Origin of the sequence: Pseudomonas sp. B7 (assembly GCF_016735645.1) — a bacterium.
GTDB classification, from domain to species: domain Bacteria; phylum Pseudomonadota; class Gammaproteobacteria; order Pseudomonadales; family Pseudomonadaceae; genus Aquipseudomonas; species Aquipseudomonas glycinae.
In genome coordinates this window covers 31,378-47,423 of the sequence record NZ_JAERRE010000001.1, presented here as the reverse complement: position 1 = coordinate 47,423, position 16,046 = coordinate 31,378, and the positions used below count along the sequence as shown (strand labels likewise).

Annotated in this window: 4 protein-coding genes; 3 read left to right on the top strand and 1 reads right to left on the bottom strand. The window is 63.3% G+C overall.

All coding sequences use genetic code 11. The features are described 5' to 3' along the window. Nucleotides 1-44: 44 nt before the first annotated feature. On the top strand, nt 45-1,058 hold the full coding sequence (locus tag JKA62_RS00195; protein WP_201815701.1) for a GNAT family N-acetyltransferase: 1,014 nt from the start codon (nt 45-47) through the stop codon (nt 1,056-1,058). A 73-nt stretch (nt 1,059-1,131) separates the two neighbouring features. On the opposite strand, the gene JKA62_RS00190 is transcribed toward JKA62_RS00195, so the two are convergent. Continuing rightward, nucleotides 1,132-1,686 (bottom strand): RNA polymerase factor sigma-70, encoded by a 555-nt coding sequence (locus JKA62_RS00190; protein WP_011335256.1) that lies wholly within the window; start codon nt 1,684-1,686, stop codon nt 1,132-1,134. A 379-nt stretch (nt 1,687-2,065) separates the two neighbouring features. On the opposite strand from JKA62_RS00190, the gene JKA62_RS00185 reads away from it, so the two are divergent. Both JKA62_RS00185 and JKA62_RS00180 read left to right on the top strand, forming a co-directional pair. Continuing rightward, the gene (locus JKA62_RS00185) at nt 2,066-15,064 is read left to right on the top strand and encodes a non-ribosomal peptide synthetase (RefSeq protein WP_201815699.1); all 12,999 of its coding nucleotides are present in this window, start codon (nt 2,066-2,068) and stop codon (nt 15,062-15,064) included. A gap of 146 nt (nt 15,065-15,210) precedes the next feature. Continuing rightward, the gene (locus JKA62_RS00180) at nt 15,211-16,023 is read left to right on the top strand and encodes an alpha/beta fold hydrolase (protein ID WP_201815697.1); all 813 of its coding nucleotides are present in this window, start codon (nt 15,211-15,213) and stop codon (nt 16,021-16,023) included. Nucleotides 16,024-16,046: the final 23 nt, after the last annotated feature.

Here is a 16,046-nt window from a genome sequence, read left to right as displayed (position 1 = left end):
ACGTCCCATCGTTGAACTGTCGACGATTATCGTGAGCCCGACCCATGTCCAATCTGAATGACCTGACTGCCCTGGCCCTGCCTTCGGGCAGCCAACTGGTAGCCGATGCCACCGAAAGCCGTCTGAGCCTGAGCCTGGAAGGGCAACCGCTGATTCGCCTGCGCCTTGATCGTGAAGGTCAGGGGCCGATCCAGATCGATGAACGCTACGCACTGCCGCCGGGCCAGGCGCTGTGGGCAGCCTGTTATTGGCTGTTTGCCCGGGATCCGGCGTGTCAGCGATTGATCTGGCAACTGGATCAGGCGCCGACCGAAGCCTTGCTCAGTGGTTTGCTGGTGAGCACTGAAGTGGCGGGTGAATATCGCTGTGAGCGCACGCTGTTCTGGCAACTGCCGCAGCCGTGGCTCGGCACCTCGCTGACCGGCAGTTATCCGCAGCAGATGGTTATCAGCAACGGCAAGCGCCATCCGTTGCGACCGGTGAAACCGCGCGGTGAGGTTTATCGGCGCTTCGATGCGCGCCTCGGTGCCAGGATTTCCCTGCGAACGGTGGAGATCGAGCAGGATCTGGCGCGTTTCAATCGCTGGCAGAACAGCCCGCGAGTCGCCAGTTTCTGGCAGGAAGAGGGCAGCCTCGAACAGCATCGCGAGTACCTGAGCAAACTCGACGCCGATCCGCACACGCTGACCATGATCGGTTGTTTCGATGATCAGCCGTTTGCCTATTTCGAAGCCTACTGGGCTAAGGAAGATCGCATCGCACCGTTCTACGATGCCGACAATTACGATCGCGGCATTCACATGCTGGTCGGGGAAGAAGACCATCGCGGCCCGCACAAGGTGGCGAGCTGGCTGTCGGCGCTGGTGCACTACCTGTTCCTGGATGATCCGCGCACGCAGCGGGTGGTCGCCGAACCCCGTGCCGACAACGCGAAAATGATTGGCCACATGCACAACCAGTGCTTCCACTGCGAGAAGGAATTCGACTTCCCGCACAAACGCGCGGCGCTGATGATTCTCGGGCGCGAGCGCTTTTTCGACCGCTGCACGCTGGTGTGATATTTCGCTGAAGACAAAAAAAGATCGCAGCGCTTCGACGAAGGCTGCGATCTTTTTTTGCGGCCGATTTTTATCAGCGACGGTTTGCGGTCACTGCATCAGCGCGACTGCTCGACACCTTGCGGCAATGCACCAGTGCGTCGCGAATCATGAAGTTGACCAGGGTCGGGGAAACGCCGAGTTCCTTGGCGATGTCCTTCTGCGGCACGCCGTGCAGACGGTACATCTCGAACGCATAGCGGGTACGGACCGGCAGCTCGGTCAGCGCGTCGGCGATGTGTTCCAGGGTCGAGAAATTGATGTGCGAGGTTTCCGGCGAAGCGCCCTGAATGACCACGTTCAACCCTTCCTCCTCGGGGCCGGCGTACTTCTGCTCCAGCGCCTGTTTGCGGTAGTGATCGATCGCCAGGTTGCGCACGATCTGGAACAGATAACTCAGCTGGGCCTTGATCGACGACGTGATCGGCGGGGCCGATTGCAGTCGGAAGAACGCATCCTGCACCACGTCTTCGGCGCGTGACCGGCAGCCGGTAATGCGGGCTGCAATCTTGACCAGAATCAGTCGATTGTCGACGAATGCCTGAAGTAGCGGTGAATCGCACCTGCTTGTGGATACTTGTTCCGTCATGGAAATCACCTTGCTGCCAATAGGTTAGTGGGACGCCTGGGGGCGGGGTCGTCCTACACATCGAGCGACAAATTATGTTGAATGATAATGATTGTCAATTGAGAAAGAGAACTAATGATCCATAACAGTGCGAACTGAGAACTGCGACACGCCGCCGCACTTGCCCAAGCGCCCAGCCACGTTGGCGATCCAGCCTGCCGACTAATTATTTCAAGACGTCATCCGTTCTCATTGGTGAATGGATCCGGGGACGCAGCCCCGGACCTACCGCATTCCAATGCCTTGCACGGTCGGCGAAGACCGTGTCCCGCATGCCTTGCACAGGCATGCCGCAGCCAACCCGATTCCACCAGCAAGCCGATTTCAGGCAGGAAACCTCATGACCGACGCGTTCGAACTCCCCAGCACCCTGGTCCAAGCCCTCCAGCGCCGCGCGGCCCTGACGCCGGATCGGCTGGCCCTGCGCTTTCTCGCCGAAACCGAGGAGCAGGCTGTGGTGCTCAGTTATCGCGAACTCGATCAGCGCGCGCGCACTATCGCTGCGGCGTTGCAGGCCGAGGCCGGATTCGGTGATCGCGCGGTGTTGCTGTTTCCGAGCGGTCCGGATTACGTCGCGGCGTTCTTCGGTTGCCTGTACGCGGGCGTGATCGCGGTGCCGGCTTATCCGCCGGAATCGGCCAAGCGTCACCATCAGGAACGCCTGCTGTCGATCATTGCTGACGCCGAGCCGCGCTTGCTGCTGACCAGCGCCGACCTGCGCGACGCCCTGCAGCAAATCGAAGGCGCGCCGCCGCTACTGTGCGTCGATACCCTCGACAATGCGCTGGCCGAGTGTTGGGTCGAACCGGCCTTACCGCAAGACCACATCGCCTTCCTGCAATACACCTCCGGTTCCACCGCGCTGCCCAAGGGCGTGCAGGTCAGCCACGGCAATCTGGTGGCCAACGAGCTGCTGATTCGCCACGGTTTCGGCATCGACGTGAACCCGGACGACGTGATCGTCAGCTGGCTGCCGCTGTACCACGACATGGGCCTGATCGGCGGTCTGCTGCAACCGATCTTCAGTGGCGTGCCGTGCATCCTGATGTCGCCGGCGTACTTCCTCGGACGGCCGTTGCGCTGGCTCGAAGCGATCAGCCAATACGGCGGTACCATCAGTGGCGGCCCGGACTTCGCTTATCGTCTGTGCAGCGAGCGGGTCAGCGAATCGGCGCTGGAACGCCTCGAACTGAGCCGTTGGCGCGTGGCCTATTCCGGCTCCGAGCCGATCCGTCTCGACACCCTCGAACGCTTCGCCGAGAAATTCACCGCGTGCGGTTTCAGTGAAGACAGCTTCATGGCGTCCTACGGTCTGGCCGAAGCGACCCTGTTCGTCGCCGGCACACCGCGCGGCACCGGGATTCCTGCACTGCGCGTCGATGATCAGGCTCTGGCACAGAACCGTGCCGAAGCGGGCGAGGGCAGTCCGATCATGAGCTGCGGCATCAGTCAGCCCGATCATGCGGTGCTGATCGTCGAGCCGAACACCCTCGAAGAACTGGCCGACACCGCCGTGGGTGAAGTCTGGGCCGCCGGCCCGAGCATCGCCCTCGGCTACTGGCGCAACCCCGAGGCGACTGCCAAGACCTTCGTCCAGCACGCCGGCCAGACCTGGCTGCGCACCGGTGACCTGGGCTTCATGCGCGACGGTGAACTGTTCATCACCGGCCGCCTGAAAGACATGCTGATCGTGCGCGGCCACAACCTCTATCCGCAGGACCTCGAAAAGACGGTCGAGAACGAAGTGGAGGTGGTGCGCAAGGGCCGCGTTGCGGCGTTTGCGGTCAATCAGAATGGCGAGGAGGGCATCGGCATCGCGGCGGAAATCAGCCGCAGCGTGCAGAAAATCCTCCCGCCCGAAGCGCTGATCAAAGCCATCCGCCAGGCCGTGGCCGAGGCGTATCAGGAAGCACCGAGCGTGGTTGTGCTGCTCAATCCGGGCGCATTGCCGAAGACTTCCAGCGGCAAGCTGCAACGTTCGGCCTGCCGCAATCGCCTGGCCGACGGCAGCCTCGACAGCTACGCGGTGTTCCCGTCGACCACCGCTGAAACCAGCGAGTCGACGGCGTCCGTCTCCGAACTGGAAACCGTGATCGGCAAGATTTGGGCCGAGCAACTCAACGTCAAACAGGTCAACGGCGACGATCATTTCTTCCTGCTCGGCGGCAACTCGATCGCCGCCGCTCAGGTGATCGCCAAGGTCCGCGAAGAGCTGAGCCTGGAGCTGAACCTGCGTCTGCTGTTCGAAGCCCCGACCCTGTCCGCGTTCGCCGCCGCCGTGGCGCAACAGCAACAGGACGGCGGCAGTGCCCAAGGCGAAATCACCGCACTGTCGCGCAACGAAGCCTTGCCGCAATCCCTGGCGCAAAACCGACTGTGGATCACCTGGCAGCTCGACCCACAAAGCAGCGCCTACAACATCCCCGGTGCCCTGCGCCTGCGCGGCGAACTGGACGAAGACGCCCTGCGCGCCAGTTTCCAGCAATTGATCGAGCGCCATGAATCCCTGCGCACGCGCTTCTTCGAGCGCGACGGCGTAGCGCTGCAACAGGTCGAAGCGGCGGGCGAATTCAACCTACAACTGATCGACATCAGCGACCTGGCCGTCGCCGAACGTGAAGCCCGCGCACAACAGATCCGCGAGGACGAAGCCCGAACCCAATTCGACCTAGAGAGGGGCCCGCTGCTGTGGGTGACGCTGGTTCGCCTCGACGATGAAGATCACCAGTTGCTGGTGACGATGCACCACATCATCGCCGACGGCTGGTCGCTGAACGTTTTCATCGACGAGTTTTCGCGCCTGTACGCCGCCGCTTCCCAAGGCCAGCGTGCCGAACTGGCGCCGCTGCCAACCCAATACGCCGACTACGGCAGCTGGCAGCGCCAATGGCTGGCGCAGGGCGAGGGCGAACGGCAACTGGCGTACTGGAAAGCGCAGTTGGGCGATGAGCATCCGACCCTGGAACTGGCGACCGACCATCCGCGTTCTGCCAAACAAATTCACAGCGCCGCACGCCACAGCGTTCGTCTGGGGATCAGCCTCAGCGACGCCATTCGTCAGACCGCTCAGGCCTATCAATCCACGCCATTCATGCTGCTGCTCTCAGCCTTCCAGAGCCTGTTGCATCGCTACAGCGGCCAGCGCGACATCCGCATCGGTGTGCCCAACGCCAACCGTCCGCGCCTGGAAACCCAGGGCCTGATCGGCTTCTTCATCAACACCCAGGTGCTGCGCGCCGACGTCGATTCGCGTCTGCCGTTCACCGAACTGCTGGCGCAAACCCGACAAGCTGCGCTCGGTGCCCAGGCGAATCAGGACCTGCCGTTCGAACAACTGCTTGAAGCCTTCCCGCAGGCCCGCGAACAAGGTCTGTTCCAGGTCATGTTCAACCACCAGCAACGCGACCTGAGTGCGCTCAAGCGTCTGCCGGGCGTGCTCGCCGAGGAGCTGCCGTGGCACAGCCGCGAGGCCAAGTTCGATCTGCAACTGCACAGTGAAGAAGACCGCAACGGTCGCCTGACGCTGTCCTTCGACTACGCCGATGAGCTGTTCGACGCCACGACCATCGAACGCCTCGCCGAGCATTTCAGCAACCTGCTGCGTGCAGTCTGCGAACGTCCGGAACAAGCCGTCGGCGATCTGCAACTGCTGACCGCCGCCGAACACTCTCAGCAAACTGCGTGGAGCGTCGCCCCGTGCACCCCGGCGCAACAATGGCTGCCGGAACTGCTCAACGAACAAGCGCGGCAGACGCCTGAGCGCACCGCACTGGTATGGGACGGCGGCAGCCTCGACTTCGCCGAACTGCACACTCAGGCCAACCGTCTCGCCCATTACCTGCGCGACAAAGGCGTCGGCCCGGACGTGTGCGTGGCCATCGCTGCCGAGCGTTCGCCGCAATTGTTCATCGGTCTGCTGGCGATCATCAAGGCCGGTGGCGCCTACGTGCCGCTGGACCCGGAATACCCGGCCGAGCGCCTGGCCTACATGCTCAGCGACAGCGGCGTCGAACTGCTGCTGACCCAGACTGCATTGCTCGACCGCTTGCCGGCCAGCGAAGGCGTCAGCGTGATCGCCATGGACACCCTGCACCTGGAAAACTGGCCGAGCCAGGCACCGGGCCTGCACCTGCACGGCGACAACCTCGCCTACGTGATTTACACCTCGGGCTCCACCGGCCAGCCGAAAGGCGTGGGCAATACTCACGCGGCGCTGGCCGAGCGTCTGCAATGGATGCAGAACACTTATCGCCTGAACGACACCGACGTGCTGATGCAAAAAGCGCCGATCAGTTTCGACGTGTCGGTGTGGGAGTGCTTCTGGCCGCTGATCACCGGCGCGCGCCTGCTGATCGCCGGCCCGGGTGAACACCGCGATCCGCATCGCATCGCGCAGCTTGTTCAGCAGTACGGCGTGACCACGCTGCACTTTGTGCCGCCGCTGCTTTCGCTGTTCATCGATGAAACGTTGAGTGCCGAATGCACCAGCCTGCGCCGCGTGTTCTCCGGCGGTGAAGCGCTGCCGGCGGAACTGCGCAACCGCGTGCTGGCGCAGCTGCCGGCGGTGCAACTGCACAACCGTTACGGCCCGACCGAAACCGCGATCAACGTTACTCACTGGCATTGCAGCGTGGCGGATGGCGAGCGTTCGCCGATTGGCCGTCCGCTGGGCAACGTGGCCTGCCGCGTGCTCGACAGCGATCTGAATCCAGTGCCGGCCGGTGTGCCGGGTGAGCTGTGCATCAGCGGCATCGGCCTGGCCCGGGGTTACCTCGGTCGGCCGGCGCTGACCGCCGAGCGTTTCGTGGTCGATCCGCTGGGCGAGCAGGGCGCGCGTCTGTACCGCACCGGTGACCGCGCACGCTGGACCCACGATGGTGTGATCGAATACCTCGGCCGTCTCGATCAGCAGGTCAAACTGCGCGGCTTCCGCGTCGAGCCGGAAGAGATCGAAGCGCGTCTGCTGGCTCAGGCCTGCGTGGCTCAGGCCGCCGTGCTGGTTCGTGAAACCGTCGCCGGCCCGCAACTGATCGGCTATTTCACCGCCACCGACGCCAGCGAAGATCAGGACGCGCAAACTGCTCGCCTGAAAACCGCACTGGCCGCCGAACTGCCGGAATACATGGTCCCCGCGCAACTGATGCGTCTCGACGCAATGCCCCTGAGCCCAAGCGGCAAACTCGACCGCCGCGCCTTGCCCGAGCCGCAATGGCAGGTGCGCGAACACGTCGAGCCGGTCACCGAGCTGGAGCAACAGATCGCCGCGATCTGGCGCGAAGTGCTCGGCCTGAAACAGGTCGGGCTGCGCGACGATTTCTTCGCCCTCGGCGGTCACTCGCTGCTGGCCACGCAAATCATCTCCCGCACCCGGCAGGCCTGTGACGTCGAGCTGCCGCTACGCGCCTTGTTCGAGCACAGCGAACTCGGTGAATTCGCCGAGCAGATCCGCCAGATCCAGGCCAGCGGCCGCACCAACAAACAGCCGCCGATCGACAAGGTTGATCGCAGCAAACCGGTGCCGCTGTCCTACTCGCAGCAGCGCATGTGGTTCCTCTGGCAGATGGAACCGGACAGCCCGGCGTACAACGTCGGCGGCATGGCGCGCCTGCGTGGCGTGCTGGATGTCGGGCGTTTCGAGGCAGCATTGCAAGCGTTGATCCAGCGTCACGAAACCCTGCGCACCACGTTCCCGAGTATCGACGGCGTGGCCCGTCAGCAGGTGCATGCCGAGACGGGCGTGCGCATGGACTGGAAGGATTTCTCGAAATTCGCCGCCGATGTGCGCGAGCAGAAAGTCCAGCAACTGGCCGACGACGAAGCGCACCTGCCGTTCGATCTGGAAACCGGTCCGCTGCTGCGCGCCTGCCTGGTCAAGACCGCCGAGCAGGAGCATTACTTCGTCCTGACCCTGCACCACATCGTCACCGAAGGCTGGGCGATGGACATCTTCGCCCGTGAACTCAGCGCGCTGTACGAAGCGTTCGTCGACGACCGCGAATCGCCGCTTGAACCACTGCCGGTGCAGTACCTCGATTACAGCGTGTGGCAGCGCCACTGGCTGGAATCCGGTGAGCGTCAGCGGCAGCTCGACTACTGGACTGCGCAACTGGGCCGCGAACATCCGCTGCTGGAATTGCCGGGCGACCGTCCTCGTCCACCGGTGCAAAGCCACCAAGGTGAATTATTCCGTTTCGACCTCAGCGACGATCTTGCCGCGCGGGTTCGGGCGTTCAACGCGCAGAACGGCCTGACCCTGTTCATGACCATGACCGCCGCCCTCGCGACCTTGCTTTACCGCTACAGCGGCCAGACCGATCTGCGCATCGGCGCGCCGGTGGCCAACCGTATCCGCCCGGAAAGCGAGGGCCTGATCGGTGCGTTCCTCAACACTCAGGTGCTGCGTTGCCAGCTCGACGGCCAGATGTCGGTCGGCGAATTGTTCGAGCAGGTGCGTCATACCGTGATCGAAGGGCAGTCCCATCAGGATTTGCCGTTCGATCATCTGGTTGAAGCCCTGCAACCACCGCGCAGCGCGGCGTACAACCCGCTGTTCCAGGTGATGTGCAACGTGCAGCGCTGGGAATTCCAGCAAAGCCGCATGCTCGCCGGCATGACCGTCGAGTACCTGGCCAACGATGCACGGGCGACCAAGTTCGACCTCAACCTGGAAGTTACCGATCTCGACCATCGCCTCGGTTGCTGCCTGACGTACAGCACTGATCTGTTCGACGAACCGACCATTGCACGCATGGCCAGGCACTGGCGCAATCTGCTTGAAGCGTTGATCGCCGACCCGCAACAGCGTCTCAGCGAACTGCCGTTGCTCGATGCGCCTGAACAACAGCAATTGCTCGACAGCCTCGGCGTCGAGCCGGGCGAGCGTCGTCTCGATCAATGCATTCATCATCTGTTCGCCGAGCAGGCACTGGCGCGCAAGGACGCACCGGCCCTGACCTTCGCCGGGCAGACCCTGAGCTACGCCGAACTCGACGCCCGCGCCAACCGTCTGGCCTGGGCCCTGCGTGAGCGCGGTGTCGGCCCGCAAGTGCGGGTCGGTCTGGCGCTGGAGCGTTCGCTGGAAATGGTCGTCGGCCTGCTGGCGATCCTCAAGGCCGGCGGCGCCTATGTGCCGCTGGACCCGGAATACCCGCTCGACCGCCTGCATTACATGATCGAAGACAGCGGCGTCGGCCTGCTGCTCAGCGACCGGGCGATGTTCAAGGCCCTCGGCGAACTGCCGTCGAACGTGGCGCGCTGGTGCCTGGAAGATGACAGCGCCGCGCTGGCCGATTACCCGGCTACCGAGCTGCCCTTTATCAGCCTGCCGCAGCATCAGGCGTACCTGATCTACACCTCGGGTTCCACCGGCAAGCCGAAAGGCGTGGTGGTGTCCCACGGTGAAATCGCCATGCATTGCCAGGCTGTGATCGAACGCTTCGGCATGCGTCCGGACGACTGCGAGCTGCATTTCTATTCGATCAACTTCGACGCCGCCACCGAACGTCTGCTGGTGCCGCTGCTCAGCGGCGCGCAGGTGGTGCTGCGTGCGCAGGGTCAGTGGGACGCGGAACAAATCTGCGGCCTGATCCGCGAACATCGGATCAATATCCTTGGTTTCACCCCGAGCTACGGCAGCCAGTTGGCGCAGTTCCTCGCGACGCAATACGACATCCTGCCGGTGCGTATGGTCATCACCGGCGGCGAAGCGCTGACCGGCGAACACCTGCAACGAATTCGCGCGGCGTTCAAACCGAGCCTGTTCTTCAACGCCTACGGTCCGACCGAAACCGTGGTCATGCCGCTGGCCAGCCTTGCACCCGAGGTGCTGGAAGAGGGCGCCGGCAGTGTGCCGATCGGCAGCGTGATCGGTGATCGCGTGGCCTACATTCTCGACGCCGATCTGGCGCTGGTGCCGCAAGGCGCGACCGGTGAACTGTTCGTCGGTGGCGCCGGTCTGGCGCTGGGGTATCACGAGCGTGCGGGCATCACTGCCGAACGTTTCGTCGCCGACCCGTTTGCCGCCAATGGCGGGCGCATGTACCGCACCGGCGACCTGGTGCGCCAGCGCGCCGATGGCTTGGTGGAGTATCTGGGGCGGATCGACCATCAGGTGAAAATCCGAGGTTTCCGGATTGAACTGGGCGAGATCGAAACCCGCCTGCTCGATCACGATTCGATCCGCGAAGCAGTGGTGCTGGCGCTGGATGCACCGAGCAGCAAGCAACTGGTCGGCTATCTCGTGACCGAGGTCGCTTCGCGAAGCGAAGCCGAGCAGGCCGAACTGCGCGACGCGCTGAAAGCGCACCTGAAGACGCAACTGCCGGACTACATGGTGCCGACCCATCTGATTCTGCTGGAGAGCATGCCGCTGACCGCCAACGGCAAGCTCGATCGCCGCGCGTTGCCGGCGCCGGATCCGGAGCTCAATCGTCAGGATTACGTGGCGCCAAGCAACGAGCTTGAGCAGACCCTGGCGCAGATCTGGTGCGAGGTGCTCAACGTCGAGCAGGTCGGTCTGAACGACAACTTCTTCGAACTGGGCGGCGACTCGATTCTGTCGATTCAAGTGGTCAGCCGTGCGCGCCAGCAAGGCATTCACTTCAGCCCGCGCGATCTGTTCCAGCACCAGACCGTGCAGACACTGGCTGCTGTCGCCAGTCGTACTGAAACCGTCACCGCCGAGCAAGGTCTGGTGTCCGGCGAATCGAGTCTGACGCCGATCCAGCACTGGTTCTTCGACACCGAGATTCCCGAGCGTCAGCACTGGAACCAGGCGTTGCTACTGGAGCCGACTGTTGCGCTGGAGCCGCACCGTCTGGAACAGGCGTTGCTGGCCGTGATCGAGCAGCATGACGCCTTGCGCCTGCGCTTCAGCGAGGTCAACGGCGCATGGCAGGCAACCCATCAACCGGTCACCGATGCCGCCGTGCTGTGGCAGGTTCGCGTGCCGTCGATGGACAAGTGCACCGAGCTGTTCGCCGATGCTCAGCGCAGCCTCGACCTTGCCCAGGGCCCGTTGCTGCGTGCCGTGCTGGTCGATGGGCCGGAAGGTCAGCAACGGCTGTTCATCGCGATCCATCACCTGGTGGTCGACGGTGTGTCGTGGCGCGTGCTGCTCGACGATCTGCAAAACGTGTATCGCCAACTCGACGCCGATCAGTCGGTGAAACTGCCGGCGAAAACCAGCGCCTTCAAGGACTGGGCGGCGCGCTTGCAGGCTTACGCCGGCAGCGAATCCCTGCGTGAAGAACTGAGCTGGTGGCAAGCGCAACTGGCTGGTCCGAATGCCGATTTGCCGTGCGAACACCCTGAGGGCGGTCGCGAGAATCGGCATGCGCAAACCGTCAGCGTGCGTCTGGATGGCGAGCGCACCAGGCAACTGCTGCAACAGGCACCGAGCGCCTATCGCACGCAGGTCAATGACCTGTTGCTGACCGCGTTGGCCCGTGTGCTGTGCCGCTGGAGCGGTCAGCCGTCGGCGCTGATTCAGCTGGAAGGCCACGGCCGCGAAACCCTGTTCGACGAGATCGACCTGACTCGCACCGTCGGCTGGTTCACCAGCGCCTATCCGCTGCGCCTGGCCCCGCACAACATCGAAGAGGCTGCCGGGCAGGGCGCTTCGATCAAGGCGATCAAGGAACAGCTGCGCGCCGTGCCGCACAAAGGTCTGGGCTATGGCGTGCTGCGTTATCTCGCCGATGATGCCAGCCGTCAGAGCATGGCGGCGTTGCCGAATGCGCCGATCACGTTTAACTACCTCGGCCAGTTCGACCAGAGTTTCGGCAGCGATGCGCTGTTTCGTCCGCTCGACGAGCCGGTCGGTGCCGCCCACGATCCGCACGCATCGCTGCCGAACGAGTTGAGCGTCGACAGTCAGGTGTACGGCGGGGAACTGCTACTGCGCTGGACCTTCAGCGCCGAACGCTACGACGCGCAGACCATCAACGAGCTGGCCGATGCCTACGTCGGCGAGTTGCAGAGCCTGATCGAACATTGCCTGCAGGACGAGGCCGGTGGCCTGACGCCGTCGGACTTCCCGCTGGCAAAATTGACCCAAGCCCAGCTCGACGCACTGCCGGTGCCGGCGGCACACATTGAAGACGTGTACCCGCTGACGCCGATGCAGGAAGGCATGCTGCTGCACACCTTGCTCGAGCCGGGCACCGGTCTGTACTACATGCAGGATCGCTACCGCATCAACAGCGAACTCGACCCCGAGCGTTTCGCCCAGGCGTGGCAAGCGGTGGTCGCCCGTCATGAAGCGTTGCGTGCGTCGTTTTGCTGGAACGTCGGCGAAGACATGCTGCAAGTGATCCACACCCCGGGTCGCACGCCGATCGAGTACCTGGACTGGAGCGCCATCGCTGACGCCGAGCAGGAGCCGAAACTGCAAGCGCTGCTCAAGGCCGAACGCGAAGCCGGGTTCGATCTGCTCAATCAGGCACCGTTCCACCTGCGCCTGATCAAGGTCGGCGCGGCGCGTTACTGGTTCATGATGAGCAACCATCACATCCTGATCGATGCCTGGTGCCGTTCGCTGCTGATGAACGATTTCTTCGAAATCTACACCGCGCTGGGCGAAGGTCGCGAAGCACAATTGGCGGTGCCGCCGCGCTACCGCGATTACATCGGCTGGCTGCAACGCCAGAGCCTGGCCGAGGCGCGTCAGTGGTGGCAGCGGAACCTGCAAGGTTTCGAGCGCACCACGCCGATCCCGAGCGACCGTCCGTTTCTGCGTGAACACGCCGGTGAAAGTGGCGGCATGATCGTCGGCGACCGCTACACCCGACTGAATGTCGAGGACGGCGCCCGTCTGCGTGAACTGGCCCAGGCCCATCAACTGACCATCAACACCTTCGCCCAGGCGGCGTGGGCGCTGGTATTGCGACGCTTGAGCGGTGATCGCGACGTGCTGTTCGGCGTGACCGTGGCCGGGCGTCCGGTGGAAATGCCGGAGATGCAACGCACCGTCGGCCTGTTCATCAACAGCATCGCGCTGCGGGTGCAGATCCCGGCGGACGATCAGCGCGCCAGCGTGCGTCAGTGGTTGAGCGCTCTGCTCGACAGCAACATGCAACTGCGCGAGTACGAATACCTGCCACTGGTGAACATCCAGGAACAAAGCGAACTGCCGAAAGGCCAGCCGCTGTTCGACAGCCTTTTCGTGTTCGAAAACGCCCCGGTAGAAGTCTCGGTGCTGGACCGCGCGCAGAGCCTCAACGCGACCTCGGACTCGGGCCGTACCCACACCAACTTCCCGCTGACCGCCGTTTGCTATCCGGGTGATGACCTCGGCCTGCATCTGTCCTACGACCAGCGTTACTTCGACGAGTCGACCATCGAGCGCATGCTCGCTGAGTTCAAGCGTCTGTTGCTGGCGCTGGTCGATGGCTTCCATGGCAACATGGCCGACCTGCCGCTGCTGGGCCATGAGGAACAGGACTTCCTGCTCCACGGTTGCAACCAGAGTGAGCACGACTATCCGCTGGAGCAGAGCTACGTCGAGCTGTTCGAAGCACAGGTCGCGCAACATTCGCAACGCATTGTGGCCAGTTGCCTTGATCAGCAGTTGAGCTACGAGCAACTGAACCAGAACGCCAACCGTCTCGGCCATGCACTGGTCGCGGCCGGGGTGCAGAGGGATCAACCGGTGGCGCTGCTGGGCGAGCGTAATCTGGATCTGCTGGGCATGATCATCGGCAGCTTCAAGGCCGGTGCCGGTTACCTGCCGCTGGATCCGGGTCTGCCGAGCCAGCGTCTGCAACGCATCATCGAGCTCAGCCGCACGCCGGTTTTGGTGTGCACCGAGGCTTGCCGTGAACAGGCGACGACCTTGCTGGATGAATTCAGCTGCGCTAACCGTCCACGCTTGCTGGTGTGGGAAGAGGTTCAGGCCGGCACGGTTTCGTCGGCGAATCCGGGGATCTTCAGCGGGCCGGACAACCTGGCCTACGTGATCTACACCTCGGGCTCCACCGGGTTGCCGAAAGGCGTGATGGTCGAGCAGCGCGGCATGCTCAACAACCAGTTGAGCAAGGTGCCGTACCTGAACCTGAGCGACGCCGATGTGATCGCCCAGACCGCTTCGCAAAGCTTCGACATTTCGGTCTGGCAGTTCCTCGCCGCGCCGCTGTTCGGGGCGCGGGTGGACATCGTGCCGAACACCATCGCCCACGATCCGCAAGGCTTGCTGGTGCATGTGCAGCAGCAGGGCATCACCGTGCTGGAAAGCGTGCCGTCGTTGATTCAGGGCATGCTCGCTTCGGATCACCTGAGCCTCGACGGCCTGCGCTGGATGTTGCCGACCGGTGAAGCCATGCCGCCGGAACTGGCGCACCAGTGGCTGCTGCGTTATCCGCAGATCGGTCTGGTCAACGCCTATGGCCCGGCGGAATGCTCGGATGACGTGGCGTTCTTCCGCGTCGACCTGGCCTCGACTCGCGGCAGTTACCTGCCGATCGGTACGCCGACTGACAACAATTTGTTGTACCTGCTCGATGGCGCGCTGGATCTGGTGCCGCTGGGTGCGGTGGGTGAGTTGTGTGTGGCGGGCACCGGGGTCGGTCGCGGTTATGTCAGCGATCCGATGCGCACCGCGCCGGTGTTTGTGCCGAATCCGTTCGGTACGCCGGGCGAGCGTCTGTACCGCACCGGTGATCTGGCGCGCCGTCGCAGTGACGGGGTGCTGGAGTACGTCGGCCGGGTCGACCATCAGGTGAAGATTCGCGGTTACCGGATCGAGCTGGGTGAAATCGAGGCGCGTCTGCACGAACAACCGGAAGTCCGCGATGGTGCGGTCGCTGTGCAGGAAGGCGTCAACGGCAAGCATCTGGTTGGCTACCTGGTCGCCGCAGATTCTGCACTGAACCAAAGCGAACGTCTGGAGCGAATCAAGCAGCGCTTGCGCGCCGAACTGCCGGAATACATGGTGCCGCCGCACTGGTTGTGGCTCGACCGGTTGCCGCTCAACGCCAACGGCAAGCTTGATCGCAAGGCCTTGCCGGCACTGGAGATCGGCCAGTTGCAGAGCCAGGATTACCTGACGCCGCGCAGCGATCTGGAGCAGACCCTGGCGGATATCTGGGCCGAGGTGCTGAAGGTCGAGAAAGTCGGGGTACGCGACAACTTCTTCGAACTCGGCGGCCATTCGCTGCTCGCCACGCAGATTGCCTCGCGGGTGCAAAAAGCCTTGCAGCGGGATGTACCGCTGCGAGCGATGTTCGAGTGCAGCACGGTGGAGGAACTGGCCGGGTACATCGAAGGGCTGGCGGCCAGTGACATTACCGAGGAGAAGGTTGATCGACTGAATGATCTGATGGCGGAGCTGGAGGGGCTGTAAAGCACAGCCCGCGGCAATGGCTACCGAAACGAGTTTCGCTGTGGCCGTTGTCGCAAATCGGGCTTTGTAATCCTTTCATATCATTGACGGCCGAGGCGCGCCCGCTCAGTCTTCGTGCTCCAGTTTCTTTGCCACGGGGGGTATCCATGCCTTTTTTCACGGTTGACGGACAGGCGCTTCACTACATTGATCAAGGCACGGGCCCGGCGGTGCTGTTGGCCGGCAGTTACCTGTGGGACCAGGCCATGTGGGCCCCGCAAATCGCAGCGTTGTCGGCGCACTATCGGGTGATTGCACTGGATCTGTGGGGCCACGGCGAATCCGGTCGCTTGCCTGAAGGCACCGCTTCGCTGGACGACATCGCCCGTCAGGCACTGGCCTTGCTCGATCATCTGGACATCGACCGGGTGACCCTGGTCGGGTTGTCGGTCGGCGGCATGTGGGGCGTGCGTCTGGCGTTGTCGGCGCCGCAGCGGCTCAACGGTCTGGTGCTGATGGACACTTACGTCGGCGTCGAGCCGGAGCCGACCCGCCAGTACTATTTCTCGCTGTTCAAACAGATCGAGGAAAGCGGCGGGATCTCCGAGCAACTGCTGGATATCGTGGTGCCGATCTTCTTCCGTCCGGGCATCGATCGAGCATCGGCGCTGTATCAGGACTTCCGCGCAAAACTCGCCGGCTATTCCGCCGAACGCCTGCGCGACAGCATCGTGCCGATGGGGCGCATCACCTTTGGCCGTGATGACCTGTTGCCGCGTCTGGGCGAGCTGAATGCGGCCACCACGCTGGTGGTCTGCGGCGATCAGGACAAGCCACGCCCGCCGTCGGAAGCACGGGAAATGGCTGAGCTGATTGGCTGTCCGTGTGTGCTGGTGCCGGAGGCGGGGCATATCTCCAATCTGGAGAATCCGTCGTTCGTGACCGACACGCTGCTGAAGTTTCTGACTGAGCTGAAGTAACGAAAACGCCCACGCATTGCGTG